The 22,700-nt window shown below is 68.7% G+C and carries 23 protein-coding genes and 1 pseudogene; 10 read left to right on the top strand and 14 right to left on the bottom strand.

Annotation, left to right across the window (positions count from 1 at the left end):
• Position 1: 1 nt before the first annotated feature.
• From ACK4IU_RS11915 to ACK4IU_RS11895, 5 genes are all read right to left on the bottom strand, one after another.
• Entirely contained in the window at positions 2-511 is a 510-nt protein-coding gene (locus ACK4IU_RS11915) for a CarD family transcriptional regulator (protein WP_409735315.1), read from the bottom strand.
• Positions 512-801: 290 nt separating this feature from the next.
• Positions 802-1,140 (bottom strand): ferredoxin FdxA, encoded by a 339-nt coding sequence (gene fdxA, locus ACK4IU_RS11910; RefSeq protein ID WP_149589455.1) that lies wholly within the window; start codon positions 1,138-1,140, stop codon positions 802-804.
• A 52-nt stretch (positions 1,141-1,192) separates the two neighbouring features.
• A complete protein-coding gene (locus ACK4IU_RS11905; RefSeq protein ID WP_409735310.1) occupies positions 1,193-1,513 on the bottom strand; it encodes an RNA-binding S4 domain-containing protein in 321 nt (106 codons plus the stop codon).
• On the bottom strand, positions 1,514-4,378 hold the full coding sequence (locus ACK4IU_RS11900) for a helicase-related protein (protein WP_409735307.1): 2,865 nt from the start codon (positions 4,376-4,378) through the stop codon (positions 1,514-1,516).
• A gap of 3 nt (positions 4,379-4,381) precedes the next feature.
• Positions 4,382-4,945, bottom strand: a complete 564-nt coding sequence (locus tag ACK4IU_RS11895; RefSeq protein ID WP_409735304.1) for a tetratricopeptide repeat protein — start codon at positions 4,943-4,945, stop codon at positions 4,382-4,384.
• A gap of 63 nt (positions 4,946-5,008) precedes the next feature.
• On the opposite strand from ACK4IU_RS11895, the gene ACK4IU_RS11890 reads away from it, so the two are divergent.
• Complete coding sequence (locus tag ACK4IU_RS11890; protein WP_409735301.1) at positions 5,009-5,296, top strand: SCP2 sterol-binding domain-containing protein; 288 nt, start codon at positions 5,009-5,011, stop codon at positions 5,294-5,296.
• Positions 5,293-6,240: an alpha/beta fold hydrolase gene (locus ACK4IU_RS11885; RefSeq protein WP_409735298.1), complete on the top strand. Its 948-nt coding sequence runs from the start codon at positions 5,293-5,295 to the stop codon at positions 6,238-6,240. Before ACK4IU_RS11890 ends, ACK4IU_RS11885 begins: the two co-directional genes overlap by 4 nt.
• Before the next feature lie 84 nt (positions 6,241-6,324).
• Here the strand turns inward: ACK4IU_RS11885 and ACK4IU_RS11880 are convergent, their stop codons facing one another.
• The 6 genes from ACK4IU_RS11880 to ACK4IU_RS11855 all read right to left on the bottom strand — a co-directional run bounded on the left by ACK4IU_RS11880 (position 6,325) and on the right by ACK4IU_RS11855 (position 10,607).
• A complete protein-coding gene (locus tag ACK4IU_RS11880; protein WP_409735295.1) occupies positions 6,325-7,095 on the bottom strand; it encodes an ion transporter in 771 nt (256 codons plus the stop codon).
• An 88-nt stretch (positions 7,096-7,183) separates the two neighbouring features.
• Positions 7,184-7,594, bottom strand: a complete 411-nt coding sequence (locus ACK4IU_RS11875; RefSeq protein WP_409735292.1) for an META domain-containing protein — start codon at positions 7,592-7,594, stop codon at positions 7,184-7,186.
• A 69-nt stretch (positions 7,595-7,663) separates the two neighbouring features.
• Entirely contained in the window at positions 7,664-8,131 is a 468-nt protein-coding gene (gene nusB, locus ACK4IU_RS11870; protein ID WP_409735289.1) for a transcription antitermination factor NusB, read from the bottom strand.
• Entirely contained in the window at positions 8,128-8,628 is a 501-nt protein-coding gene (locus ACK4IU_RS11865) for a 6,7-dimethyl-8-ribityllumazine synthase (protein ID WP_409735286.1), read from the bottom strand. The genes nusB and ACK4IU_RS11865 overlap by 4 nt, the downstream gene beginning before the upstream one ends.
• Positions 8,629-8,631: 3 nt before the next feature.
• Positions 8,632-9,714: a 3,4-dihydroxy-2-butanone-4-phosphate synthase gene (gene ribB / locus ACK4IU_RS11860; protein WP_409735283.1), complete on the bottom strand. Its 1,083-nt coding sequence runs from the start codon at positions 9,712-9,714 to the stop codon at positions 8,632-8,634.
• A 131-nt stretch (positions 9,715-9,845) separates the two neighbouring features.
• On the bottom strand, positions 9,846-10,607 hold the full coding sequence (locus ACK4IU_RS11855) for an adenosylcobinamide-GDP ribazoletransferase (RefSeq protein WP_409735361.1): 762 nt from the start codon (positions 10,605-10,607) through the stop codon (positions 9,846-9,848).
• Between the two features lie 86 nt (positions 10,608-10,693).
• Between ACK4IU_RS11855 and cobT the strand changes: the two genes are divergently transcribed.
• Complete coding sequence (gene cobT / locus ACK4IU_RS11850) at positions 10,694-11,698, top strand: nicotinate-nucleotide--dimethylbenzimidazole phosphoribosyltransferase (protein ID WP_409735280.1); 1,005 nt, start codon at positions 10,694-10,696, stop codon at positions 11,696-11,698.
• 169 nt (positions 11,699-11,867) lie between these two features.
• Here cobT and ACK4IU_RS11845 read toward each other — a convergent pair whose 3' ends face one another.
• A complete protein-coding gene (locus ACK4IU_RS11845) occupies positions 11,868-14,858 on the bottom strand; it encodes a hypothetical protein (protein WP_409735277.1) in 2,991 nt (996 codons plus the stop codon).
• 160 nt (positions 14,859-15,018) lie between these two features.
• Between ACK4IU_RS11845 and ACK4IU_RS11840 the strand changes: the two genes are divergently transcribed.
• The 3 genes from ACK4IU_RS11840 to ACK4IU_RS11830 all read left to right on the top strand — a co-directional run bounded on the left by ACK4IU_RS11840 (position 15,019) and on the right by ACK4IU_RS11830 (position 17,785).
• On the top strand, positions 15,019-15,714 hold the full coding sequence (locus ACK4IU_RS11840) for an SIMPL domain-containing protein (RefSeq protein WP_409735274.1): 696 nt from the start codon (positions 15,019-15,021) through the stop codon (positions 15,712-15,714).
• Positions 15,715-15,833: 119 nt separating this feature from the next.
• A complete protein-coding gene (locus ACK4IU_RS11835; protein ID WP_409735271.1) occupies positions 15,834-16,985 on the top strand; it encodes a hypothetical protein in 1,152 nt (383 codons plus the stop codon).
• Positions 16,985-17,785 (top strand): hypothetical protein, encoded by an 801-nt coding sequence (locus tag ACK4IU_RS11830; RefSeq protein WP_409735268.1) that lies wholly within the window; start codon positions 16,985-16,987, stop codon positions 17,783-17,785. Before ACK4IU_RS11835 ends, ACK4IU_RS11830 begins: the two co-directional genes overlap by 1 nt.
• Positions 17,786-17,804: 19 nt before the next feature.
• Here ACK4IU_RS11830 and ACK4IU_RS11825 read toward each other — a convergent pair whose 3' ends face one another.
• A complete protein-coding gene (locus ACK4IU_RS11825; RefSeq protein WP_149589470.1) occupies positions 17,805-19,094 on the bottom strand; it encodes an O-acetylhomoserine aminocarboxypropyltransferase/cysteine synthase family protein in 1,290 nt (429 codons plus the stop codon).
• Positions 19,095-19,315: 221 nt separating this feature from the next.
• On the opposite strand from ACK4IU_RS11825, the gene ACK4IU_RS11820 reads away from it, so the two are divergent.
• The 4 genes and pseudogenes from ACK4IU_RS11820 (at position 19,316) to ACK4IU_RS11805 (ending at position 22,149) form a co-directional block, all read left to right on the top strand.
• Positions 19,316-19,729 (top strand): VOC family protein, encoded by a 414-nt coding sequence (locus tag ACK4IU_RS11820; protein ID WP_409735358.1) that lies wholly within the window; start codon positions 19,316-19,318, stop codon positions 19,727-19,729.
• 5 nt (positions 19,730-19,734) lie between these two features.
• Positions 19,735-20,247 carry a hypothetical protein gene (locus tag ACK4IU_RS11815; RefSeq protein ID WP_409735265.1) on the top strand — a complete coding sequence of 171 codons (513 nt, stop codon included), beginning with the start codon at positions 19,735-19,737 and terminating at the stop codon, positions 20,245-20,247.
• Positions 20,248-20,342: 95 nt separating this feature from the next.
• Positions 20,343-20,510, top strand: a pseudogene (locus ACK4IU_RS11810) (hypothetical protein); the annotation flags it as partial.
• A gap of 61 nt (positions 20,511-20,571) precedes the next feature.
• Positions 20,572-22,149 carry a cation:proton antiporter gene (locus ACK4IU_RS11805; protein ID WP_409735262.1) on the top strand — a complete coding sequence of 526 codons (1,578 nt, stop codon included), beginning with the start codon at positions 20,572-20,574 and terminating at the stop codon, positions 22,147-22,149.
• Here the strand turns inward: ACK4IU_RS11805 and ACK4IU_RS11800 are convergent.
• A complete protein-coding gene (locus ACK4IU_RS11800) occupies positions 22,146-22,604 on the bottom strand; it encodes an acyl-CoA thioesterase (protein ID WP_409735259.1) in 459 nt (152 codons plus the stop codon). The genes ACK4IU_RS11805 and ACK4IU_RS11800 overlap by 4 nt on opposite strands.
• Positions 22,605-22,700: the final 96 nt, after the last annotated feature.

Genomic DNA, 22,700 nt, shown 5'->3' with positions numbered 1-22,700 from the left:
ATCAGGCCGCGCGGCCGACCAGGACGCTGTCCACCTGCTTTGCGGCGCCCGCCTCGTCCACGCCGGACACGGCCGCGACTTCGCGGGTCAGGCGTTCCAGGGCGGCCTCGTAAAGCTGACGCTCGGAATAGGACTGTTCGCGCTGGTCGTCGGTGCGGTGCAGGTCGCGGACGACCTCGGCGATCGAGAGCAGGTCGCCGGAATTGATCTTCTGTTCGTATTCCTGGGCGCGGCGCGACCACATCGCGCGCTTGACCTTGGCCTTGCCCTTCAGCGTGTCGAGCGCCTTGGTCACGACATCGGGGGCCGAAAGGGGGCGCATGCCGATGTCGATGGCCTTGTGGGTCGGCACTCGCAGGGTCATCTTGTCCTTCTCGAAGGAGATGACGAAAAGCTCCAGCTGAATCCCGGCGATCTGCTGTTCTTCGATCGAGATGATCTTGCCGACGCCATGCGCCGGGTAGACCACGAAATCGTTCGGACGGAATTCAGGCTTCTTCGACTTGGTCATTCACGCTTCCCCAGAAAGGATGCCCTCTACCCGCAACAAACGCCCCGCGCGCCCTGAACCACTCGTTCAGGCGTGTGGAGCTGATTGTCACAACAGATTTTGGCCCAGGCGAAGTGCTCTAAGCCGGCGTCAGGCATCCATGCTTGCTTTGTAAAGAAATCATAACACAAACATCGCCCGATTCCAACTGCCGCGACTCACGGGTGGGTTGGGATAACACGTTGAATCCATGCAACTTTGCGCGTCGTAACCGATTCGTGGTCACAGTTGTGCCCGAATCGGGCCCAGGCTCAGCCGCCCGTGCCGGGGGCTTCCGAGAAGTATTTCTCGCGCTTGTTCTTCTCGCCATCGCGTTCCTGATAGCCGGGAAGCGGGTCCTTCTTGGTCACGATCACCGGCCATTGCACGGCGTATTTCCGGTTGAAGGCGACCCATTCCTCCATGTCCGGCTCGGTGTCGGGACGGATCGCGTCGGCGGGGCATTCGGGTTCGCAGACGCCGCAGTCGATGCATTCGTCGGGGTGGATGACGAGCATGTTCTCGCCTTCGTAGAAGCAGTCGACCGGGCAGACCTCGACGCAGTCGGTGTATTTGCAGGCGATGCAGTTGTCGATGACGACATAGGTCATGGGCGGGCCCCGGAGCGGATGGTCTGCATGCCAGTTAGAGCAGCAGGGCGGATCATTCAAGCGGGTCCGGCGCTGCGGAGGGTTCCAGATCGAGATAGAGCGCCTGCGCCTCGGTCGCGGGGCCGCGCCTGTGGCCGAGGGCGGTGATCCGCACCAGGCGGATGCGGTTGCCCTGCGGGAAGGTCAGCGTGTCGCCCGCCACCACATCTCGCCCGGGGCGGCTGACACGGGTGCCGTTGACGCGGACCGATCCGGCCTCGATCACGGCGGCGGCTAGGCTGCGCGACTTGAAGAAGCGCGCCTGCCACAGCCATTTGTCCAGCCGCAGTTTCGCGGCGGCGTCCGGGTCGGGTCTGCCCGAGGGCCCGGCCAATCAGACCTTGCCCTTGAGCGCGAGCAGCGCCGCGAAGGGGTTGTCGGGGTCGATGGGCTTATCCTGCCGGGGCGGGCGGGCCTCGTAGGATTTGTGCCGCTCCTCGCGCGGGGGCTTGGCCCCCTTGCCATGGGGACGGTTGCCCTTGGGTCGGTCGTGCTTGGGCCGGTCGCCCTTGGGCCTGTCGCCTTGCGGACGATCGCCTTGCGGACGGTCGCCGCGCGGGGCGCGGGCTTCGCCCTCCTTCCGCTCGGGGCGGGGGCCGCGCTCGCCACCGCGATCGGGGCGCTGGGGGCGGGGCTTCGGTGCCCAGGTGAAGGTGTAGAACACCTCCATCTCGGGCGTGGCTGCCGTCTCGGGCTCGGGCGCGGGTTCGGGGGCGAGGATCGAGACCTCTTCCGGGATCGGCACGCCGGCGGCGATGGCGGCGGCGGCTTCCTCGGAGATCTCGGGCTCTTTCGGCGGCTCGGCGGCCTTCACCTTCGGGCGTTCGCCCTTTTCGCCCTTGTAGCCCAGACCCGCCATCAGGTCGGCGAACTGGTCGAGCGTCATGCCGGTGATCGACAGCATGTCGGGCGTGGCCTCGAAGCCGGCGCGGCTGTCCTTCTGACGCAGGATGTCGGCGAGCCGCTCCAGCATGTCGATGCGGATCGCGCGGCTGCCGGCCGGGTGATAACCCGCGAGCGTGTAATGGCTTTTCGGCACCTCGGGCACGTTCGGGATGGTGACGAGACCGGGCGGCGGCGACTCGGGGAATTCCTGCAAGCCGTTCCAGAGCGACCAGAGCACCAGCCGCAGGCGCGTCGGCGCGGGTTTCAGCAGCGCGGGCAGGAAGATGGTGAACTGGCCGAAGCGGACGCCGTGCTTGCGCAGCGCGCCACGCGCCTCCTGGTCCAGTTCCTTGACCTCGGCCGCGACCTGCTCGCGCGGGAGGACGCCCATCGCCTCGGACAGCCGGAACGCGAAGCCGCGGGCGAGGCCGGTGAGGGATTCGTCGCGCGCCATGGCGAGCAGGGGCTCGAACTGCGCCGCGACCTTGCGGTCGATGAAGTGCTGAAGGCGGCGGCGGACCTTTTCGGCGACCTCCGGTCCCGCTTCCTCGTCCACGAAGGCCTCGACGGCGGGCTTGGCGGGCTCGGACCCCTTGACCAGCTTGCCCACCGCAGAGGTGCCCCACATCAGGCCGCCCTGTTCGGTGAAATCAAGCTCGGTATCCGGCGCGTTGTAGAACCGGTCGGCGCGCAGGTGGAACTCCGGCTTGAGCGCCTGCAACGCGGCCTGCGCCAGCGTGCGCGCCGCGTCGGGGGTTGCGGATGCGTCCTGCTTGAAGCGGAAGCCTTCCAGTTTGCCGGCGAATTCGCCTTCGACCGTCACTTCGCCCTTGTCGTTCACCTCGGCCACGAGGGTCTCCTTCTGTTTCAACCGGCGAAGGAGGACACTCGTCCGCCGGTCGACAAATCGTTGGGTCAGCGCCGCATGCAGGGCATCCGACAGGCGGTCTTCTACCGCGCGCGTTTCCTCGCGCCAATGGGTTTCGTCTTCGACCCAGTTTTTCCGCTGGGTGACGTAGGTCCAGGTGCGGATATAGGCCAGTCTGCGCGATAAGGTGTCGATGTCGCCCTCGGTGCGGTCGATGCGCTTGATCGCGGTCGCCAGCCAGTCACTTGGGATGCGCCCGCCGCCGAGGCCCCGGCCGACGAGGAAGTCGAAGATCCGGGCCAGGAGCGTGGTGTGTTCCGGGCCGGTGGAGGAGCGGAAATCGGGGATCCGGCAGACATCCCACAAAAGCTGGACGCGCTTCGGTTCGGTCAGCTTGTCTTGCACCTCTGGCAGGGCGGAGAGGGCCTTGAGCGCCAGAAGGTCGTCGGCATCCCGCGCGCGGGTCAGCCAGTCGTTGAAGGTGGGGGCCTCGAGGCTGCGGATCAGCCGCTCGGCCGAGCCGAAATCCAGCTGTTCGTTGCGCCAGTGCAGTTTCTTCACCGGGGCGAAGCGGTGGGACTCGATCGCCTCGACCTGTTCCTCGTCGAAGGGGCGCGCCTCGCCGGTGACGCCGAAGCTGCCGTCCTCGGTGTGGCGGCCCGCGCGCCCGGCGATCTGGCCCAGTTCCTGCGGGTAGAGCGCGCGCATCCGGCGGCCGTCGAACTTGGCGGTGGCGGAAAAGGCCACATGCTTGATGTCGAGGTTCAGCCCCATGCCGATGGCGTCGGTGGCCACCAGGTAATCCACGTCGCCGTTCTGGTAGAGCGCGACCTGCGCGTTGCGGGTCCGGGGCGACAGCGCGCCCATGACTACCGCGCAGCCGCCTTTCTGGCGGCGGATGAGTTCGGCGATGGCATAGACGTTTTCCACCGAGAAGCCGACGATGGCGGAGCGTTCCGGCATCCGGCTGATCTTCTTCGACCCGGCATAGCGCAGGGTGGACATCCGGTCGCGTTTCAGGAAGGTCACATGCGGCACCAGCGCCGCGATCGCGCCCCGCATGGTGTCGGAGCCGAGGAACAGCGTCTCGTTCAGCCCGCGCGCGCGCAGCAGCCGGTCGGTGAACACATGGCCCCGGTCGGCATCGGCGCAAAGCTGGATCTCGTCCACCGCGACGAAATCGGCGCCGATTTCCAGCGGCATCGCCTCGGTCGTGCAGACCCAGTATTGCGTGCGGTCGGGGACGATGCGTTCCTCGCCCGTGACCAGCGCCACGACCGAGGGGCCGACGCGGGCGACGATGCGGTCATAGACCTCGCGAGCAAGCAGGCGCAGCGGCAGGCCGATGACGCCGGTGCGGTGCGCCAGCATCCGCTCGATCGCGTGATGGGTCTTGCCGGTGTTCGTCGGTCCGAGGACCGCCGTCACCCGCCGGGTGGCGTCCATGGCCTAAAGCTCCTGACCCTCGGCGGCCTTCTCCAGCCGCGCGACCGCCTCGGCCGCGCCCTGGAGATGGGGATGGATGGCAAGGGCCGCGCGATAGACCTCGAGCGCCCTTTCCGGCTTGCCGGTTTCCTCCAGAATCAGCGCCAGCCCCGAAAGCGCCCCGAAATGCCTGGGATTCAGCGTCAGGACCTGGGCGATGTCGCCGACCGAGGGCCCGAACTCGCCGGCCATGTAATAGGCGGTGGCCCGCGCGTTCCAGGCCTCGGCAAAGCCGGGGTCGTGGTCTATCAGGGCGGTGAAATGTTCAATCGCGGCGGGATAGTCGCCCATCGTCATCGCGTCCTTGCCGCGTTGCAGCAGCAGATCCAGCGCCGGAGAGCCGGATTTCGACCATTCCAGCTGGATCTCGCGCTCGATCCGGCTGGCCTCGCCCGCCTCGGCGGTCTTGAGCCGGTCGAAGAGACCGTCCAGCTTGGCCGCGTCCTGGGCCTGCACCATGGCGCAGGACAGGAAAAGCGGCAGAAGTGCCGCAACGATACGATTGAGAATGGTGGCCCGGATGCCCATAACGGGAAAGTAACCGATCCGCGCCGGATTGCCAGTGGCGCCGGGGTCACGAAGGAGAGACGAATGAGCGAAATGATCGATGCGGCCGTCAAGGCGCTGTCCGCCAAGGTTTCGGGCGGCTTCGACGGGGTGGCCAAGTTCGTGATCCCCGGCGAAGGGGCGATCATGCTGGACGCGGCCGGCGTGCGGGCCGGCGACGAGGAGGCCGACGTGACGCTGACCGCCGAGGCGGACGTGTTCCGCGCGATCCTCGATGGCGAGATGAACCCGACGATGGCCTTCATGACCGGCAAGCTGTCGGTCGATGGCAGCATGGGGCTGGCGATGAAGCTGGGCTCGGTCCTGGGATGAGACAGGAGGCCGCCCTGCCGGCGCCGTTCCACGCCGGGGTGGCCGATGCGCCGCCCGGAGTGGTGGCGGTCTGGGTGCAGGCGGGGGCGGCGCGGATCCGGCTCGCCTCGTGGAAGGCGGGAGAGAAGGGCACGGTGCTGCTGCTGCCCGGCCGGACGGAATGCATCGAGAAATACGGCCGCGCCGCCGGGGACCTGGTGGCGCGCGGCTTTTCGGTCATCACGATCGACTGGCGCGGGCAGGGGCTGGCCGACCGGGCGCTGCCCGACCGGCTGATGGGCCATGTGGGCGATTTCGCGGAATACCAGCAGGACCTGGACGCCATGCTGGCCGAGGCCTCCCGGCTGGACCTGCCGCGGCCCTGGTACATGGTGGCGCATTCCATGGGCGGCTGCATCGGCCTGCGCGGGCTGATGCGCGGGCTGCCGGTCGCGGCGGCGGTCTTCTCCGCGCCGATGTGGGGGATCGCGATGACCCCCTGGCAGAAACCGCTCGCGGCGGTGGTCTCGTCGGTCGCGCGGCCCCTGGGGCTGAACGCGCGCTATGCACCCTCGACGGGGCCGGCGGTTTACCTCACCACGGCACCCTTTGCGGGCAACGTGCTGACAACCGACCGCGAGATGTGGGACTACATGCGCCGGCAGGTCGTCGAGGTGCCGGAGCTGGCGCTGGCCGGGCCGTCGATCGGCTGGGTCTCGGCCGCGCTGGCCGAATGTGCGGCGCTGGCGGCGCTGTCGGCGCCGCGGGTGCCGGCGGTCTGTGCGCTGGGGACGGCCGAGAAGGTCGTGGCCACGGCGCCGGTGCATCTGCGGATGGCGGGCTGGGAAAAGGGCGAGCTGGACCTCTATCCCGGTGCCGAGCACGAGATCATGATGGAAGGTCCGGCCGTGCGGAAGCGGTTCTTCGACCGGGCCGCCGCCATGTTCGAGGCGACCCGGGGATAGGCGCGCGGCTCATCCCTCCCTTGCGGTCGGTCTTCGCGGGGCGGCGAAGAGCGACCGGAGGGACGCGATGAGCGGTCCCGGGCGCTAACGGGCGTCGAGCTTGCGTTCGATCTCGGCCAGCCGCGCGAGGACCTTTTCCTCGAAGGCATGGGTTTCCTCGCGGCTCTCCTCCGAGGCCGCCTCCTGCATCGAGTTCACGATCAGACCCACGATCAGGTTCATCACCGCGAAGGTGGTCATCAGGATGAACGGCACGAAGAAGGCCCAGGCATAAGGGTAGACCTCCATCACCGGGCGGACGATGCCCATGGACCAGCTTTCCAGCGTCATGATCTGGAAGAGCGAATAGGCCGAGGCGCCGAGGCTGCCGAACCAGTCGGGGAAGCTGGCGGCGAAGAGCTTGGTCGCGATCACGGCGGCGATGTAATAGATCAGCAGAATCAACAGGAAGACCGACCCCATCCCGGGCAGCGCCCGGCCAAGGCCGTTGACCACTCGGCGCAGCGATGGCACAATCGAGACGACGCGCAGCACCCGCAGGATGCGCAGCGCGCGCAGGACCGAAAGGCCCCCGGCCGCAGGGATCAGGGAAATACCGACGATCACGAAGTCGAAGAGGTTCCAGCCCGACCGGAAGAAGCGCAAACCTTGCGCGTAAAGCCGCGCCGCCAGTTCGGCGACGAAGATCGCGAGGCAGGCCCGGTCGATGGTGACAAGCGCCGTGCCGGCCCGCTCCATCACCGCCGGGAAGGTCTCCAGCCCCAGAGTGACGGCATTGAGCAAAATGACGGCGATCAGGAAGCGGGCGATGGCGGGGCGGTCGAGAAAGGCGGCAACTGCGGCGCGGCTGGACATGTCGATTCCGGGATTGTTGCGACTGAGCGCGGATATGGGGAACCCCGCCCGGCGATGCCAGAGCCCGATGCGCGCCTTTCCGGCGTGGTCAGTTCATCGGGCGGACGAAGTCCATGCTGCGCCCGCCCAGCCCGGTCAGCTTGAGGCCGAGGATGCCCTCGGTCCGCGCCTCGGTCATGGCCGAGAGGGCCTCGAGGAAACGGGCCTCCTCCTTCATGTCGGGGCAGGCCATGCGGGTGACGGCGACGCCCTTCAGCACGAAGGCCGGCAGCGGCCCTTCGTAGGATCCGGTCCAGCGGTTGCAGGGCGCCTCGCCGAAGGCGCGTCCGGGTTCGGAGAAGTCGATCGTGCCGCGCGCGCCGAAGGGCTGGCCGTCGATGGCGACAATGCGCCATTGTGGGGCCAGGTATTCGGGCGGCACGGTGCCGTTGCCCGAGGCCGTCGCGGTGCAGGCGGCAAGCAGGGCGGCGGCAGCCAGGGATCTGCGGGCAGCGGTCATGGGGCACCTCATGCGATTGTCCCCGCAATTTGCGTGGCCGCCGCTGCCGGGTCAATCCGGATGCCGCGGTCAGAACGCCTCGGGTCTGGCCTCGCGCGCCATGTGGTCGAGGACGGCGTTCACGAACTTGGGTTCCTTGCCGTCCGGAAAGAAGGCCTTGGCCACGTCCACATATTCGGTGATCGCGACCTTGGGGGGAGTGGATAGGTCCACCAGTTCCGCCCCCGCCGCGCGGAAGAGCGCGCGCAGCACCGGGTCGATCCGGTCGATCGGCCAGGCGGCGACCAGCGCGCGGTCGGTCATCTGGTCGATCTTCGCCTGCCAGTTGACGGCCGCGCCCACCACCGCGCGGAAATGGTCTACGTCGCCCTCGGCGAATTCGCCCTCCTCGTAGGTCGCGCCGAAGCGGTGCGTCTCGAACTCGCGCGTCACCGCCTCGACCGTTTGGCCCGAGACCTCCATCTGGAACAGCGCCTGCACGGCGTAAAGCCGCGCCGCCGATTTCATCTGGCGCTTTTCCTGCCGCCTGTCCGTCATGCCCGGAAACCGATCCCCTTGGATTTCCCGGCCCATTTGCGCGAAAGCGCGATCAGGTGCAAGGCCGCCGCTGCGGCACCGCCGCCCTTGTTCTGGCCCGCGGGATCGGCCCGCACCTCAGCCTGGGCGCGGTTTTCCACCGTGAGGATCCCGTTGCCGATGCAGGCGCCTTGCAGGCCCAGGAGGCTGAGTGCACGCGAGCTGTCGTTGCAGACCGTGTCGTAATGCGTGGTTTCCCCCCGGATCACGCAGCCAAGCGCGACATAGCCATCGTATTCCGCCAGCCGTTCCGCCATGGCGATGGCCGAGGGCACTTCCAGCGCTCCCGGCACTTCCACCAGGTCCACCTCGGCCCCGCATTCCGCGGCAACCGCCTTCGCGCCGGCGACGAGGTTGTCGGCGATGTCCTTGTAGTAGGGGGCGACGACGATCAGAAGCTTCACCGGCTTGTCGAAGCCGGGCAGCGGAAGGGTGTAGTGGGTCTCGGCAGTGGCCATGGGCTATTCCTTGAGGGGCCGGGTGCCGGCGATGGTCAGGCCGTAGGCGTCAAGGCCCACGAAGCGCGGCGCGGCGGAGTTGGTGACCAGCGTGATCGACGACAGCCCCAGCGACGACAGGATCTGCGCGCCAAGGCCATACTGGCGCAGGGTCTGCGGCGAATGTTCCCCGGGCGTCACCATCTTCATCGTGGTGTCGCGCAAAAGGACCACGACCCCGCGCCCCTCGGCGGCGATGATCCGCATGGCGGCGGGCAACTCGCCGCCGCCGCCGATGCCCAGCACGTCCTCGAGCGGGTTCAGCGCGTGGACCCGCACCAGGACCGGACCGGGGCCGGACAGGTCGCCCTTGGACAGCACGATATGCTCATCGCCATGGGTCTCGTCGGCATAGACCCGCATCAGCCAGTCGCCGCCATGCGCGGAGGTGACGGATTTCACGGCCTTTTCGGTGATCAGGTTGTCGTGGCGGCGGCGGTAGGCGATCAGGTCCGAGATGGTACCGATCTTCAGCCCGTGCTTCTGCGCAAATGCCACGAGGTCGGGCAGGCGGGCCATGGTGCCGTCGTCGTTCATGATCTCGCAGATCACGCCGCTGGGGTTCAGCCCCGCCAGCCGCGCCACATCCACGGCCGCCTCCGTGTGGCCCGCCCGGACCAGCACGCCGCCTTCGCGGGCGCGCAGCGGGAAGATGTGGCCGGGCGTGGCGATGTCGGCCGCGCCCTTGGTCGGGTCGATCGCGACCGAGACGGTGCGCGCCCGGTCGGCGGCCGAGATGCCGGTCGTCACCCCCTCGCGCGCCTCGATGGACAGGGTGAAGGCGGTCTCGTGGCGGGAGGAATTCTTCGGGCTCATCAGCGGCAGGCCCAGCTGATCGACCCGCGATCCGGGCAGCGCCAGGCAGATCAGGCCCCGGCCATGGGTGGCCATGAAGTTGATCGCGCTCGGCGTGCACATCTGGGCCGGGATCACGAGGTCGCCTTCGTTCTCGCGGTCCTCGTGGTCAACCAGGATGAACATCCGCCCGTTGCGGGCATCCTCGATGATCTCTTCGGTCGAGGATATGGCGTCGGTGAATTCGGACATGGGTGCGGCCTCGCAAGCTCTCTCTGCCCGTCTAACGCGGCAGCGGCGCAAAGGCCAGAGGGTGTCCCGGCGCGGCCCCGAAGACCCGCTGTGCGGTGGTAGGGGGCGTGGCCCTCTGGCTGATCGCCCGCCTAACCGCGCGCGGACAGCACCGTGAGGCAGGCGATCTCGGCCAGTTGCTGGTTGGCGCCGAGAATGTCTCCGGTCTGCCCGCCGATCCGCCGCAGCGCGGTGATGGCCAGCCAGAGCGTCACCGCAAGCGTCGCAAGGACCAGCGGCACCGCGGTCCAGCCGGTCAGCGCCACCGCGATCCCCGATGCAAGCGCAAGGCTGGCCAGCGCGGTTGCGGCAGTGGGGCGGCCGGTGGCATGGCTCAGCCCCTCGCCGCGCGCATTGGGCAGAAGCGCCATGGTCAGCGCCATCGGCGCCCTCGACAGCGCCCCGGCGGCGATCAGGGCGGTCCAGGGGCCGCTGCCCTGCTGCGCGTGGACCAGGACCGCCGTCAGCGCCGACCAGCGCGCCAGGGTCGCCAGGACAAGGGCCAGGACGCCGTAGCTGCCCACACGGCTGTCCTTCATGATCTCCAGCCGGCGTTCGCGCGTCCAGCCGCCGAACAACCCGTCCGCCGTGTCCGACAGCCCGTCCTCGTGCAGGGCCCCGGTCAGCATGGCGCCCGCCGCCAGCACCAGGGCTGCCGTCACGCCCGGCGTCACGCCAAGCCAGAGCACGCCCGAGGCAAGGGCGGCCCCCATCGCTCCGAGCACGGCGCCGACCAGCGGCCAGGCCCAGGCCGAAGCGGATCCGGTCCCCCGATGGTCGGGCAGGGGCAGGCGGGTGAGCAGCGCGAAGGCCGACAGGAGGTCGGACGGCAACCGGAGGGCGATGTCGCGGATTGGGGTCAAAACGGCTTGTCCCGGCTGGCGTTCGTCTAGGCCTTGGGGTAGCCCCGGATGCGACGATGTGCAATCCGGAGAAGACGATGCCGTTCCAGACCCTTGCCGATGTCCGTGCCGCCCTGCGCCAGCTTCCGGCCCCTGACGCTGCCGCGATTGCGGCGGCCGAGGCGCGCAACGGCCAGCTGACCAAGCCGCCCGGCGCGCTGGGCCGGCTGGAACGGCTGGCAGTCTGGATGGCGGGCTGGCAGGGAACGGACCGCCCGCGCGCGGGCAAACCGCAGATCGTGGTCTTTGCCGGAAATCACGGGGTGACGGCCAAGGGCGTTTCGGCCTTCCCGGCCGAGGTCACGGTGCAGATGGTGGCGAACTTCGCCCATGGCGGGGCGGCGATAAACCAGCTGGCCCGCACCTTCGGGGGGAAGCTCGACGTGCATGCGCTGGACCTCGACCGGCCGACGGCGGATTTCACCGAGGCCCCGGCGATGACCGAGGCCGAGGTCGTGGCCGCCCTGCGCAAGGGCTACGAGGCGGTGGACCCGGAGGCCGACCTGTTCGTGGCCGGCGAGATGGGGATCGGCAACACCACCTCTGCCGCCGCCATAGCCACCGCGCTTTACGGCGGCACCGGCTGGGCGGGGCGGGGCACCGGCGTTGACGACGAGGGGCTGCGCCGCAAGGAGGCCGCCGTCGCCGCCGGGGTGGAGCGGCACGCGGCGGCGCTGTCCGATCCGCTGGAGGTTCTGCGCTGCCTTGGCGGGCGCGAGATCGCGGCGATGGCGGGGGCGATCCTGGGCGCACGCCGGGCGCGGGTGCCGGTAATCCTGGATGGGTTCATCGCCTGCGCGGCGGCGGCGGTGCTGGACAAGGCCGCGCCCGGGGCGCTGGATCACTGCGTCGCCGGGCACCAGAGCGCCGAGGGGGCACATGCGCGGCTGCTGGATAAGCTGGGGAAGGAGCCCCTGCTGTCCCTGGGCCTGCGGCTGGGCGAGGGGTCGGGCGCGGCGCTGGCGATCGGGGTGCTGCAGGGCGCGGTGGCCTGCCATTCCGGCATGGCGACCTTTGCCGAGGCCGGGGTCGCCGCCGGCTGACCCGGGCTCCTCGTTCGACTTCGTCCTCTCGTCGCAGGGCGGTGCCGCGGCGAGGAGTGACGAAGTCATCGACGAGCCCGTCCGCCGGAAAGGCTTGCCAGTCCGTGAACGTCCAGGGGAAACGTCTTGATCCGAAATGACCTGTGGGGCCAGTCCTGCGTGGACCGGCTTAAGCCTTCGGCATCTTCAGGCTGATCAGGCGTCCACCCTTCTGGTAGCGCACCTCGGTCTCGGTGATCGCCTTCACGGTGCCGCCGTCGATCTTGTCGCCGACCTTGACCTTCTTGTACTTGCCGTTCGATTGCCGGATCAGCGCATAGCGGCGCGAGTCGGTGCCGTAGGTTCCGATCAGGTTGATCTTCGACAGGTTGATCGCGTTCACGAAGGTCGCCTGCTTGGCCACGCTGGCCTTGGTCGGGATCGAGGGTGCGGCCTTCGCGACCTCCGGTTCGTCAAGCTCGTCGATTTCTTCGGGCTTTGCCGCTGCCGGAGCCGGGGCCGCCGCGGCTACTTCGACGACCTCTTCCTTCGGCGCGGCAGGCGCAGGTTCGCGCACCGCAGCGGCCACGGCAGCCTCGACCGCGCGGCTCATGTCCTGCGGGCGGGCGGCGGGCCGCATCGAGATCGCGACGATCGAGGGGTTCTGCGCCTCGAGCGCGGCGGCCTCGGCCAGCTTCGCCTCGGCCTGCGCGGTCAGCGAGGCGCCCTGGGCACCAAGATCGGCCGGCGCGGCGCTGGCGGGCAGGATGGCGGCCGCAGCAGCGGTCACGCTTGCCGGGCGCGGCAGTGGGCGCAGCGCTGCGAACTGGGTGACGGCGGCAGAGCCAAGCGAAGCGTCATCGTCCTGGGCGGCAGAGGCAGGGGTCAGGCCCTCGGGACGTGGGCGCGGCCGGAACCCGGCCATCTCGGGGTCGGACGGGACCGTGACCTCGGGTTCCGCGCTCTCGCCACCTGTCACCAGAGAAGCATCTGCGGCATCGGAGGCCTCGGCGGCCGGTTCGGCGGGGGGCGCCGAAGCGGCGGCGGCCGCCAGGGCGGCGGCCGAGGCGGCCTCGCTGCGGGACGGCGGCAGAAGCGGCGGCTTGCCCGCGATCAGGAACACCCCGTCGGGACTGAGAATGCCCTCGGGCGTCGGCTTCAGAAGGCCGGCTGCATCGAACTGGTAGACCGTTCCCGGCGCGGGCGGCGGCATCACCGGGTCGGGCAGGCTGTCGCGCGGATCGGCCAGGGGCGGCAGGGCAAGCGCGTCCAGCGCAGGGGGAGGTGCATCCATCGCCGACAGGAAGATCTCGTCCTGGTCCTCGACCGGAGCGGACGCGGCGGCAACCTCGGTGGTCAAGGCTGTGTCGGGTGCCGGCTCGGGTGCCGGCTCGGGTGCCGGTTGGACGGGCGCCGTGGCGAGGGCCTCGACAACGGGTTCCGGCGTGGTCTCTGGCTCGACGATTTCCGCGGCGACAGCCGTCGCGTCGACCGGCACATCGGTTTCGATCGCTTCAGGATCGGCGACCGGCGCGGTTTCCGCCCCGACATCCCCTGCCAGGCTCTCGGTGGCCAGCGCGTCGAGGTCAGCCGACCGGGCGAGTTCACCTGCTTCGGGCAACGGTTCATTCAGGCCGTCGGGGTCCTGCATGTCGGCCAGCATCTCGTCGCTGGCGTCCGGGATGGTCTCGGTCGCTGCCGCCTGCGGCGCCGCATCGCGCGAACCGATGAAATAGGAAGCCCAGGCGGCGACCAGCGCGAGGAACAGCAGGAGGAGCCCGACCATGATCATGAACACGGTCCCGCTGCGCCGTTTGGCCGGGACCGCCGCACCGAAGGTGCCGCCCGGGCGGGCCGGCGACTTCACCGTGGTCGGCCCAAGCGACGGACGCGGGATGTCGCCGCCCTTGACCTTGACCTTGGCGCGGGTCCCGGGGATCGAAGGGGCGGTGACCAGGCCGGAATAGCCCTTCGCGGTTGCGGGCCGGGCGGCGGCGGTCTTGACGGCGACCGCCGGGCGGGTGACGCCATCGACCGGACGGGCCGCAGCCTCGCCCGCCGCGGCCCGCCGACTGGCGAAGGCCACCATCGCGGCCGAAGGGGGCGCAGGGGGGATGTCATCCTCGACCGTGTCGGCAAGCACGCCCGAGACAGACCCCTTGCCGGCCCGCGTCCCGACCGGGGCGGCAGCGGCCGGGGACATGTCGGTGTCGCCCTCGGGGAAGGCCTGCGTGTCGGTGACATGCGCGAAGGGCGCTTCCTCGGGCTCGGGTTGCGGTTCGGGGCCGCGGGCAGGGGCCGAGGGCGCAGATGCGGCCATGGCGGCCGCCCGGTCAATGCCACGTTCGGTTGCGACGGCTGCCTGAGGAGCGGGGGGCAGGTCGGCGACGGGCCCCTCCTCGTCTATCAGGTCGAGGGCTGCGGGTTCCGCCGCCTGTGCAACGGGCGTGACCTCGGCAACCGGCAGGTCGGCGTTCAGCGCCTCTTCCAGGCCCGGGAGGGGCTCGTGATCCTCGACCGGCGCCTCGGGGGCGGGGGGCGGCGCCGAGGCGGTGGCGGGTTCGCTCACTGTCTCGGCTTCGGGCGCGACAGGCGCGACCTCGGCCTCGGCGGCGGGGGCTGCTTTCGGCAGTTCCCGGTGCAGGACCGTCACCGGCTCGCGGTCGCGCTCGACGGTCTCGTCCTCGGAAAGGAGGCTCGCCGCGGCATTTGTCGGTCCGAACCACGGTTCGCCCACGAAGGTGCCATCTTCCGGGATCGCCACGAAGGAGACCGGGTTCAGCCTGTGTTCGACGGCAAAGGCCTCGGCTTCTGCCAAGGTTTCCTTCGCCACCACGGCCACCTTGACCGTCGCGCCCTTGCCGGACCAGTCGAAGGCAAGCTCCTCGACGGCATAGGGGGTCCGGCCTTCCAGCGCGGCGGCGATCTGGCGGCGCTTGTCCTCGCGGCTGGGGCCCGGCGCGTGCACTTCGGTGTAGAGGATCTGGCTGTTCGGCAGGATCAGCTTGGTGGCCACGCCCATCGGCGACAGGCCGAGCGCGGTCTTGCGCATGTAGTCCAGCGCCTCGGCGAGATCGGGGGCGTCGAAGGCGACCTCGCCGATCGAGAGCCAGCCTTTCGGGGTCCGATGCAGAAGACTGATGGTCTCGCGCGTGAGGTCAAGTGCAAATGTCGGTTTCATGTCGCGGGTCTAGCACGGATCTTGGAGGTGCTGGAACGTGCCCCAGCCGGTTGCTGCCTTAGTAAAGCAGCTTTTCGCCGAAGGGAAGGAAAACGGCCAAGGAAGCGGTTGCGGCGCGCGTCACAGTCACGAATTGTCGCGCAAAACGAAGGAGACCCCGATGCGTGCCCTGAATGCCCTGTTCCTGTCCGCAGCCCTTGTCCTACCGCTTGCCGCCCCGGTGCTGGCCGAGGGCGCCGCGCCGCGCACCATCAGCGTGACCGGCACCGGCACGGTCGAGGCCGCGCCCGACATGGCCACGCTGATGATCGGCGTGACCACGCAGGGCGAGACGGCGGCGGCGGCGCTGGCCGAGAACTCGAAGGCGACCGAAGCGGTCCTCGCCCGCTTGACCGCATCGGGGATCGAGGCGCGGGACATGCAGACCTCGAACCTGTCGATCAATCCGAACTGGACCGGATATGACAGTTCCAGCCCCCGCATCTCGGGCTATGTCGCCGCGAACCTGCTGACGGTGCGGGTGCGCAATCTCGACGCGACCGGCACGGTGCTGGACGCGGCAGTGGCCGATGGTGCCAACACGCTGAACGGGCTGACCTTCGGCCTGGCTGACCCCGAGCCAGCCTACAGCGAGGCACGCAAGGAGGCCGTGGCCGATGCCCGCGCCAAGGCCGAGCTTCTGGCCGACGCCGCAGGTGTGAGCCTGGGACAGGTCCTGTCCATCGCCGACGGCGGGGCAATGACCGATCCCGCGCCGATGTATCGCGAGGCGGTCTCGGCCGCGCCGGTGCCGGTGGCGCAGGGCGAGCTGGGCCTGGTCGCCACGGTGACCGTGACCTTCGCCATCGCGGACTGACGCCCGGCGAATGGGCGGACAAGCGGCGGGAGTCACAGGGATTCCGCCGTGCCGCGTCATGATTTGGCCAAAGTCGCAGGGCAAAAGCGCCGCGAGAGGACAGTGCAGGAGCAGCCAGGATGATCCGCGGACCGGTCAGCCTCGTGATCGTCGGGTCGATCGCGCTTGTCATGTTCCTGCTCGTCTCGCTGGGCCCGCGCGCCTTCGAGGATTTTCTGCCCGAATCCGCCATGGCCTTTCTCGAGGGGCAGACCATGCTGTCCGCCTTCGGCGATCCCACCAGTGCCCGGGGCGGCAGCCCCGAGGACATGCTGAGCGACGGCCCCGACGGGCTTGAGGCGAGGGGGCCGATCGCCGCTCTGGCTGGCAACCGACCGGTCCTGATCGCGGATGTGCTGAAGGGCCACGAGACCCGGATCGACAGGGACATCCCGGCCGAGGTCACCACGATCCGGCCGATCTCGGGCTGCAAGCCGACGCCGCCGACGCAGGAGGCGCTGGTGGGCCACGTCACGGCCGGCAGCAGCGGGCTTGAGACGGCGCTTCTGACCTATGGCGACCGGGTGCTTGCCGATGCGGTGCAGGTCTTCGTCAACAGCTATCGGCAGACCGGCAGCGGCACCGTCTCGGCGCAGACCGAACTGGCCTACGAGGCCTACGATGTCGCGGTCACGGAAACCGCGCGGCCGGTCTATCTTGTGTTGCTGAATTTCCATGGCCACCAGATCTGGAACATCCACCTCGCCGAGGGCGCCCGGGTCGAGCGGGTGGTGCTTCTGGGAGGCGAGCAGGCGGGGGTGGCCAATCTTGACCCTGTGGTCCCGGTCGAGGTCTTGCCGGCCGAGGCGCTGGCGGCCTGCGGGCTGGCGCCCGCCTATCCGCTGAACCCCGGCCACCGCTTCTTCGAGGTGCTGACCTCGGGCCCCGAGTCCTATCGCAAGGAGGCCGAGGTGAAATACGCGGCCATGCAAGAGGCGATCCTGGCCTGGAACACCTGGTTCCGCGACACCTTCGGCGTATCGGCCGAGGAGATCCGTGCCGGGTTCGACGAGGGCATGGTCTCGGTCGTCGGCCCCGTGCCGGGTGAGGCGGGGCCGCTGGCGGTCTATGCGCCGATCCGGGGGGCGCGTATCCGCACGACGCAGGATACCTACTTCGAGATCCGCGGCCAGGGCGAGGCGGTGAACAGCTTTGCCGGCCGGGTCAAGGCCATCGCGACCAGTTTCGCCTTCGGCGATCTGGCCTATCTGCGGCAGGGAGTGTCCTTCTGATGCTGCGCCTTCTAATCGGAACCGGGGTCCTGTTGATGGCGGTGGGCTTCGGCGCCGCCGGCTGGCAATACTGGCAGGGACTGCCGAAGGCGGAAGCCGCACAGGCCGACGCCAAGGCGCAAGAAGCGGGCGGGACGGCGGCCGCCGCGCCGCCGCCACGGCAGACCTGGCTGATCTCGCCTTCGGGCGGGCTGGTGCCGCAGGACGATGTCCGGGCCTATCTGGCGCAGGAGCGTTTCGCCGAACGCCGGACGGTCACGGTGATCCGGCAGGCGCGGCTCTCGGACCTGCTGGCCGAGGGCGAGACCCTGCCGCAGCCCGAATATCTGCAGGTGCTGGCCGACATCCGCGCGCCGAAGGTCGCCGAGGGGCTCTGCGCGGTGCTCGTGCAGTCGCTGGCCACGGATTGCGCAGTCAATGCGGCGCGCGTCGTCGAGGGCAGCGTGGATCAGGTCGCGGGCACGGCCCAGTTCCGGCTGGAACTGGTCTATCGCCTGCCCGACACCGAGGACCTGCCCGACCTTGCCGCGCATGTCCTGCGCGAGGACACGGTTTCGCTGACGCTGGAGGCCGGAGCCGAGGGCACCGCCAGCGCCGAGGCCGCGCTCGCTGCCGCGGTGTCCGCAGGGACCGACGCCTGTGCGGCGCAGGCCGATGCGAAGGTCTGCCGGGTGGTGCAGGTCGTGCTGGACTGGGCTCCCGACCAGCCGGTCCAGGCGCGGGCGAGGATTGCCTGGCTGGCACCGCTGCCGAAGGGCATGTTCCCCGCCCCGCCGCTCGGCCCCGCAACGGGGGGCTGAGGCAGCGGGGCGTGTTGCCTCAGGCCGTGGCCTTCGTCAGCGCCTGGTCGAGGTCGGCGATGATGTCGCGCACGTCCTCGATCCCGATGGACACCCGCACCACGTCGGGCGCCGCCCCCGCCTTGATCTGCGCCTCTTCGCTGAGTTGGCGATGGGTGGTCGAGGCCGAGTGGATGATGAGGCTGCGCGTGTCGCCGAGGTTGGCGACATGGGAGAACAGCTTCACGTTGTCGATCAGCTTGACGCAGGCTTCGTAGCCGCCCTTGACGCTGAAGGTGAACAGCGCGCCGGGACCCTTGGGGGTGATCATCTGCGCAAGGTGGTAGTAGGGCGAGGATTTCAGGCCCGGGTAGGTGACCTTGCCGATCCGGGGATCCTGCTCCAGCCATTCGGCGACGATCTGCGCGTTCTGGACGTGCCGTTCCATGCGAAGGGCCAGCGTCTCGATCCCCATGAGGGTGTAGTGGGCCCCCTGCGGGTTCATCGTCATGCCAAGGTCGCGCAGGCCGATGGCGATGGAGTGGAAGGTGAAGGCCATGTTGCCGAGCGTCGGGTGGAAGACGAGGCCGTGGTAGGCGGGTTCGGGCTGGGAAAGCGAGGGGAACTTGTCGTCCTTCGACCAGTCGAACTTGCCCGAGTCGACCACGATCCCGCCGGTGACGGTGCCGTTTCCGGTCAGATACTTGGTCGCCGAATGGACGACGAGGGTCGCGCCGTGCTCGATCGGGCGGCAGAGGTAGGGGCTAGCGGTGGTGTTGTCCACGATCAGCGGGATATGCGCCTGGTTCGCGACGCGGGCGATGGCGGGCAGGTCGGACAGCGCCCCGCCGGGGTTGCAGATCGTCTCGCAGAAGAGAGCGCGGGTGTCGGCGTCGATGGCCTTCTCGATTTCCTTCGGGTCGTCGAAATCGACGAACTTGGCGGACCAGCCGAACTTGCGGATCGTGTTGGAGAACTGCTGGATCGTGCCGCCGTAGAGCTTCGTGGAGGCGACGATGTTGCGCCCCGGCGCCATGATCGGGAAGAGCGCCATGATCTGCGCGGCATGGCCCGAGGAGCAGGCGATGGCCCCCGCGCCGCCTTCCAGCGCCGCCACCCGGTTCGCCAGTGCCGAGACCGTGGGGTTGGTCAGGCGCGAGTAGATGTAGCCGACCTCTTGCAGGTTGAAGAGCTTGGCGGCGTGGTCGGCGTCGCGGAAGACGTAGGCGGTAGTCTGGTAGATCGGCACCTGCCGGGCGCCGGTGGCGGGGTCGGGCGCGGTGCCGGCGTGGATCGCAAGCGTCTCGAAGCCGAGGGGTCTGTCGGTCATGGGTCGTTCCTCCCTGTTTCCGGGCAGGGTAGGAGGGATCGCGGCGGCTGGCAACGGGAAGCTGTCCACGGTGGACAGGGCGGTGCGAGATAAGGAAATCAACGGCTTGGGCGCGGAGGTTTACGGAATATTCATCCCTGATCCGGCCTTGCGGCAGGAGGATCGTTGCGCGGGGCACGGCTTTCTGCTTGCCTCGTCCCGACCTGACCGGAGCGCCCATGATGCTGACCCCATTCCACCTGGCCTATCACGTCACCAGCCTTGACGAGGCGCGCGCCTTCTATGGCGGCGTCCTTGGCTGCCGCGAGGGGAGAAGCACGGAAACCTGGGTCGATTTCGACTTCTTCGGCCACCAGATCAGCCTGCATCTGGGCGAGCCGTTCAGGACGACGAACACCGGCAAGGTCGGCGACCATCTGGTGCCGATGCCGCATCTGGGGCTGGTCCTGCACCTGCCGGACTGGCGCGCCCTGGCCGACCGGCTGACGGGCGCCGGGGTGGAGTTCGTCCTGCCGCCGCAGGTGAGGTTTCAGGGGCAGCCCGGGGAACAATGGACGATGTTCTTCCGCGACCCCTCGGGCAATCCGATCGAGGTGAAGGGGTTTGCCCGGATGGAGAGCGTTTTCGCAGGATGAGCGACATGGCCGTGACGGTGAGCTACGAACGCATTTGCGGGACCGTGGCCTCGCTTTTGCTTCTGTTTGCAAGAATTGAGAATGAAGCTCGTGAGATCATCGAAAAGGCCGGCCGAACAGATCGACTAAAGAAGGTGCGCGGTGCGCGTGGGGCGCTGCGGGAATGGAGAGATTCGATTCTCGAAAAACAAGAATCGCGGCCGTACGAGGCGCAGTTGGCGGACGCGCTATGGGGTCAGGCTCAAGGGCCACTGGATGTCAGAAATGGCGTCTGTCATGGCCTCTGTGGAGCGACCGCAAGCCTAGGTGACACAGAAGCGAACCTGACCTGGTGGGTGCATGGTGGCACCCAGAGTATGACTTACAGCGAGTTGCAGGAAGTGTTTGCGTGGCTGTCGAAAATTCCTCAAGCCATGCCCATGATTTCCCATGCTGCATGTGTGCAGGACGCCTCGAAGCTTCGACCGCTTCCTGCGCTTGATTTCTGGGCGACAGAGTTCGGGATCAAATTCGACTGAAGCGTCCGGTGCGCTGAAGCGCACCCTACGACGGATTTCCGGTTGCGCTTCCGACGCGGGCGGCCAACTCTGCGCCTCTGGCGAGGGAGTGGCGAATGGCGACGGAAACCGCGGGTGTCGATCTGGTTTCGGTAGTCACCCTGCTGGGCGCGGCGGTCGTGGCGGTGCCGGTGTTCAAGCGGATAGGCCTCGGGTCGGTGCTGGGGTATCTGGCCGCCGGGCTGGCGATCGGGCCGTTCGGTCTTGGCCTCTTCTCGGACCCGATGGCGATCCTGCATGTCGCGGAACTGGGCGTCGTCATGTTCCTGTTCATCATCGGTCTGGATGATGGAGCCCTCGAAGCTCTGGTCCATGCGGCGCGACATCTTCGGGCTGGGGCTGATGCAGGTGCTCATCTGCATCGCGGTCCTGAGCCTGGTGGGCTATGCGCTGGGCTATCCCTATGCCAGTTCGCTGATCGCGGGGGCCGGGTTCACGCTGACCTCGACCGCCATCGTGATGCAGATGTTGCAGGAGCGCGGCGACATCAGCGCGCCGAAGGGGCAGCGGATCGTGTCGATCCTCTTGCTGGAGGACCTGGCCATCGTGCCGCTTCTCGCGCTGGTGGCCTTCCTGGCGCCGGGGGGCGAGGAGGTGACGCTGGCCGACCGGCTGATCGGGGTGGGCATCGGCCTTGGCGCCATCGCGGCGCTGGTGGTGGCGGGCATCTACCTTCTGAACCCGATGTTCCGGCTGCTTGCGGCCAGCCGCGCACGCGAGGTCATGACGGCAGCGGCGCTGCTGGTCGTCCTGGGCGCGGCGCTGTGGATGCAGCTGGGGGGCCTTTCGGCGGCGATGGGGGCGTTCCTTGCCGGCGTGCTTCTGTCGGAATCGAGCTTCCGCCACCAGCTGGAGGCGGATGTGGAGCCGTTCCGGGGCATCCTCCTGGGGCTGTTCTTCCTGGCCGTCGGCATGGCGCTGGACCTGTCGGTGATCGCGGAAAACTGGGGACTGGTCGCGGTGTCGGTCCTTGCCTTCATGGTGCTGAAGTCGGCGATCATCTACGGCGTGGCGCGGCTGATGAAGGCGCCCCATGCCGAGGCGCTGGAGCGGATGGTGCTGATGGCGCAGGGCGGCGAGTTCGCCTTTGTCCTTTACTCGGCGGCGCTGGCGGTGGGGCTTCTGGGCGCGACCGAGAACGCGATCCTGAACGCCATCATCATCGTCTCGATGGTGCTGACGCCGCTGATGGTGATCCTGCATGACCGCTTTCGCCCGGTGGCGCAGGTCTCGGCCGAGGGGCTCAAGGCGCCGAAAGGGTTGTCGGGCACGGTCCTCATCATCGGCTTCGGGCGGTTCGGGCAGATCGCGAGCCAGCCGCTGCTGGCGCGGCGCTGCGCCATCACCATCATCGACGACGACCCCGAGATGATCCGCGCCGCCGAAACCTTCGGCTTCAAGGTCTGGTTCGGGGACGGCACGCGGCTGGACATCCTGAAAGCCGCCGGGGCGCATACGGCGCGGGCGGTGGTGATCGCCACCGACAAGCGCGAGGTGACGACGCGGATCGCGAAACTGGTGCGGGACGAGTTCCCGAACGCGGCGATCCTGGCCCGCGCCTTCGACCGGGAACATGCGCTGGAACTGATCCGGGAAGGAGTGGACCACCAGATGCGCGAGGTGTTCCATTCCGCGCTGGCGCTGGGCAGCGAGGTGCTGGAGGTGCTGGGGGTGGATCCCGACGAGATCGCCGAGATCGCCGAGGGCGTGCGCAAACGCGATGCCGAGCGGCTGGCGCTGCAGACGACGGGCGACATCTATTCCGGCACGAGCCTGCTGCTGGGCAATGCCGGCCATGCCGCCGGAACGCAGAAGCCGGCCGCCGGTCGGGAACCCGGCGCAGCCGAGCCGGCGGCAAGCTAGGGCCGCGCCACGGGGCGGCGGTCGGGGCGGTCGGCGGGTTCGGGCGGGGCCATCAGGCTTTCGAGTTTCGCCTTCACCTCGGGCGGCCAGGGCATGGAGGTGTGCTTGTCGAGCCAGCTTGCCGCGAGCACCTGTTCCACCGACCAGCGGTGTTCCTCGCCGCAGTGGATGGTGTGGTGGAGCCTGACCGAGGACTTGCCGACCTTGAGGATCGAGATGCGGAAGGTCAGCCTGTCGCCGAAGAAGGAGGGTTTCGAAAAGTCGCAGGACAGGTGGACGGTGGGCGTGCCCCAGCGTTCGTTCCAGATGATCTCGTGCCAGGGCCAGCCGATATGGGCCCAGAACTCCTCGACCACGCCGTTGAGGATGTTGAGATAGGCCGGATAGTAGGCGGTGCCCGAGATGTCGCAATCGCCGAAATGCAGCATGCGGTCGGTGGTGTAGCAGACGGTCATTCCTGTCCCCCCTTTTGCGGTCAGGGTGGGCAAGGGCGCGGCGGAGGTCAAGCTCTGGTCGCCATGACTGCGGTCCGCGGGGGCGCTTCGCCCCCC

The organism is Tabrizicola flagellatus (assembly GCF_046295235.1).
GTDB classification, from domain to species: Bacteria; Pseudomonadota; Alphaproteobacteria; order Rhodobacterales; family Rhodobacteraceae; genus Tabrizicola; species Tabrizicola flagellata_A.
Note: the sequence above shows the minus strand (reverse complement) of the source record. Positions and strands in the feature narration are given on the sequence as shown.

Bases quoted from the DNA above. Each gene is read 5' to 3' on its own strand.
- ACK4IU_RS11915 (WP_409735315.1), bottom strand. From the start codon at position 511: ATGACCAAGTCGAAGAAGCCTGAATTCCGTCCGAACGATTTCGTGGTC.
- fdxA (WP_149589455.1), bottom strand. From the start codon at position 1,140: ATGACCTATGTCGTCATCGACAACTGCATCGCCTGCAAATACACCGAC.
- ACK4IU_RS11900 (WP_409735307.1), bottom strand. From the start codon at position 4,378: ATGGACGCCACCCGGCGGGTGACGGCGGTCCTCGGACCGACGAACACC.
- ACK4IU_RS11895 (WP_409735304.1), bottom strand. From the start codon at position 4,945: ATGGGCATCCGGGCCACCATTCTCAATCGTATCGTTGCGGCACTTCTG.
- ACK4IU_RS11890 (WP_409735301.1), top strand. From the start codon at position 5,009: ATGAGCGAAATGATCGATGCGGCCGTCAAGGCGCTGTCCGCCAAGGTT.
- ACK4IU_RS11885 (WP_409735298.1), top strand. From the start codon at position 5,293: ATGAGACAGGAGGCCGCCCTGCCGGCGCCGTTCCACGCCGGGGTGGCC.
- ACK4IU_RS11880 (WP_409735295.1), bottom strand. From the start codon at position 7,095: ATGTCCAGCCGCGCCGCAGTTGCCGCCTTTCTCGACCGCCCCGCCATC.
- ACK4IU_RS11875 (WP_409735292.1), bottom strand. From the start codon at position 7,594: ATGACCGCTGCCCGCAGATCCCTGGCTGCCGCCGCCCTGCTTGCCGCC.
- nusB (WP_409735289.1), bottom strand. From the start codon at position 8,131: ATGACGGACAGGCGGCAGGAAAAGCGCCAGATGAAATCGGCGGCGCGG.
- ACK4IU_RS11865 (WP_409735286.1), bottom strand. From the start codon at position 8,628: ATGGCCACTGCCGAGACCCACTACACCCTTCCGCTGCCCGGCTTCGAC.
- ribB (WP_409735283.1), bottom strand. From the start codon at position 9,714: ATGTCCGAATTCACCGACGCCATATCCTCGACCGAAGAGATCATCGAG.
- cobT (WP_409735280.1), top strand. From the start codon at position 10,694: ATGCCGTTCCAGACCCTTGCCGATGTCCGTGCCGCCCTGCGCCAGCTT.
- ACK4IU_RS11845 (WP_409735277.1), bottom strand. From the start codon at position 14,858: ATGAAACCGACATTTGCACTTGACCTCACGCGCGAGACCATCAGTCTT.
- ACK4IU_RS11840 (WP_409735274.1), top strand. From the start codon at position 15,019: ATGCGTGCCCTGAATGCCCTGTTCCTGTCCGCAGCCCTTGTCCTACCG.
- ACK4IU_RS11835 (WP_409735271.1), top strand. From the start codon at position 15,834: ATGATCCGCGGACCGGTCAGCCTCGTGATCGTCGGGTCGATCGCGCTT.
- ACK4IU_RS11830 (WP_409735268.1), top strand. From the start codon at position 16,985: ATGCTGCGCCTTCTAATCGGAACCGGGGTCCTGTTGATGGCGGTGGGC.
- ACK4IU_RS11825 (WP_149589470.1), bottom strand. From the start codon at position 19,094: ATGACCGACAGACCCCTCGGCTTCGAGACGCTTGCGATCCACGCCGGC.
- ACK4IU_RS11820 (WP_409735358.1), top strand. From the start codon at position 19,316: ATGCTGACCCCATTCCACCTGGCCTATCACGTCACCAGCCTTGACGAG.
- ACK4IU_RS11815 (WP_409735265.1), top strand. From the start codon at position 19,735: ATGGCCGTGACGGTGAGCTACGAACGCATTTGCGGGACCGTGGCCTCG.
- ACK4IU_RS11805 (WP_409735262.1), top strand. From the start codon at position 20,572: ATGATGGAGCCCTCGAAGCTCTGGTCCATGCGGCGCGACATCTTCGGG.
- ACK4IU_RS11800 (WP_409735259.1), bottom strand. From the start codon at position 22,604: ATGACCGTCTGCTACACCACCGACCGCATGCTGCATTTCGGCGATTGC.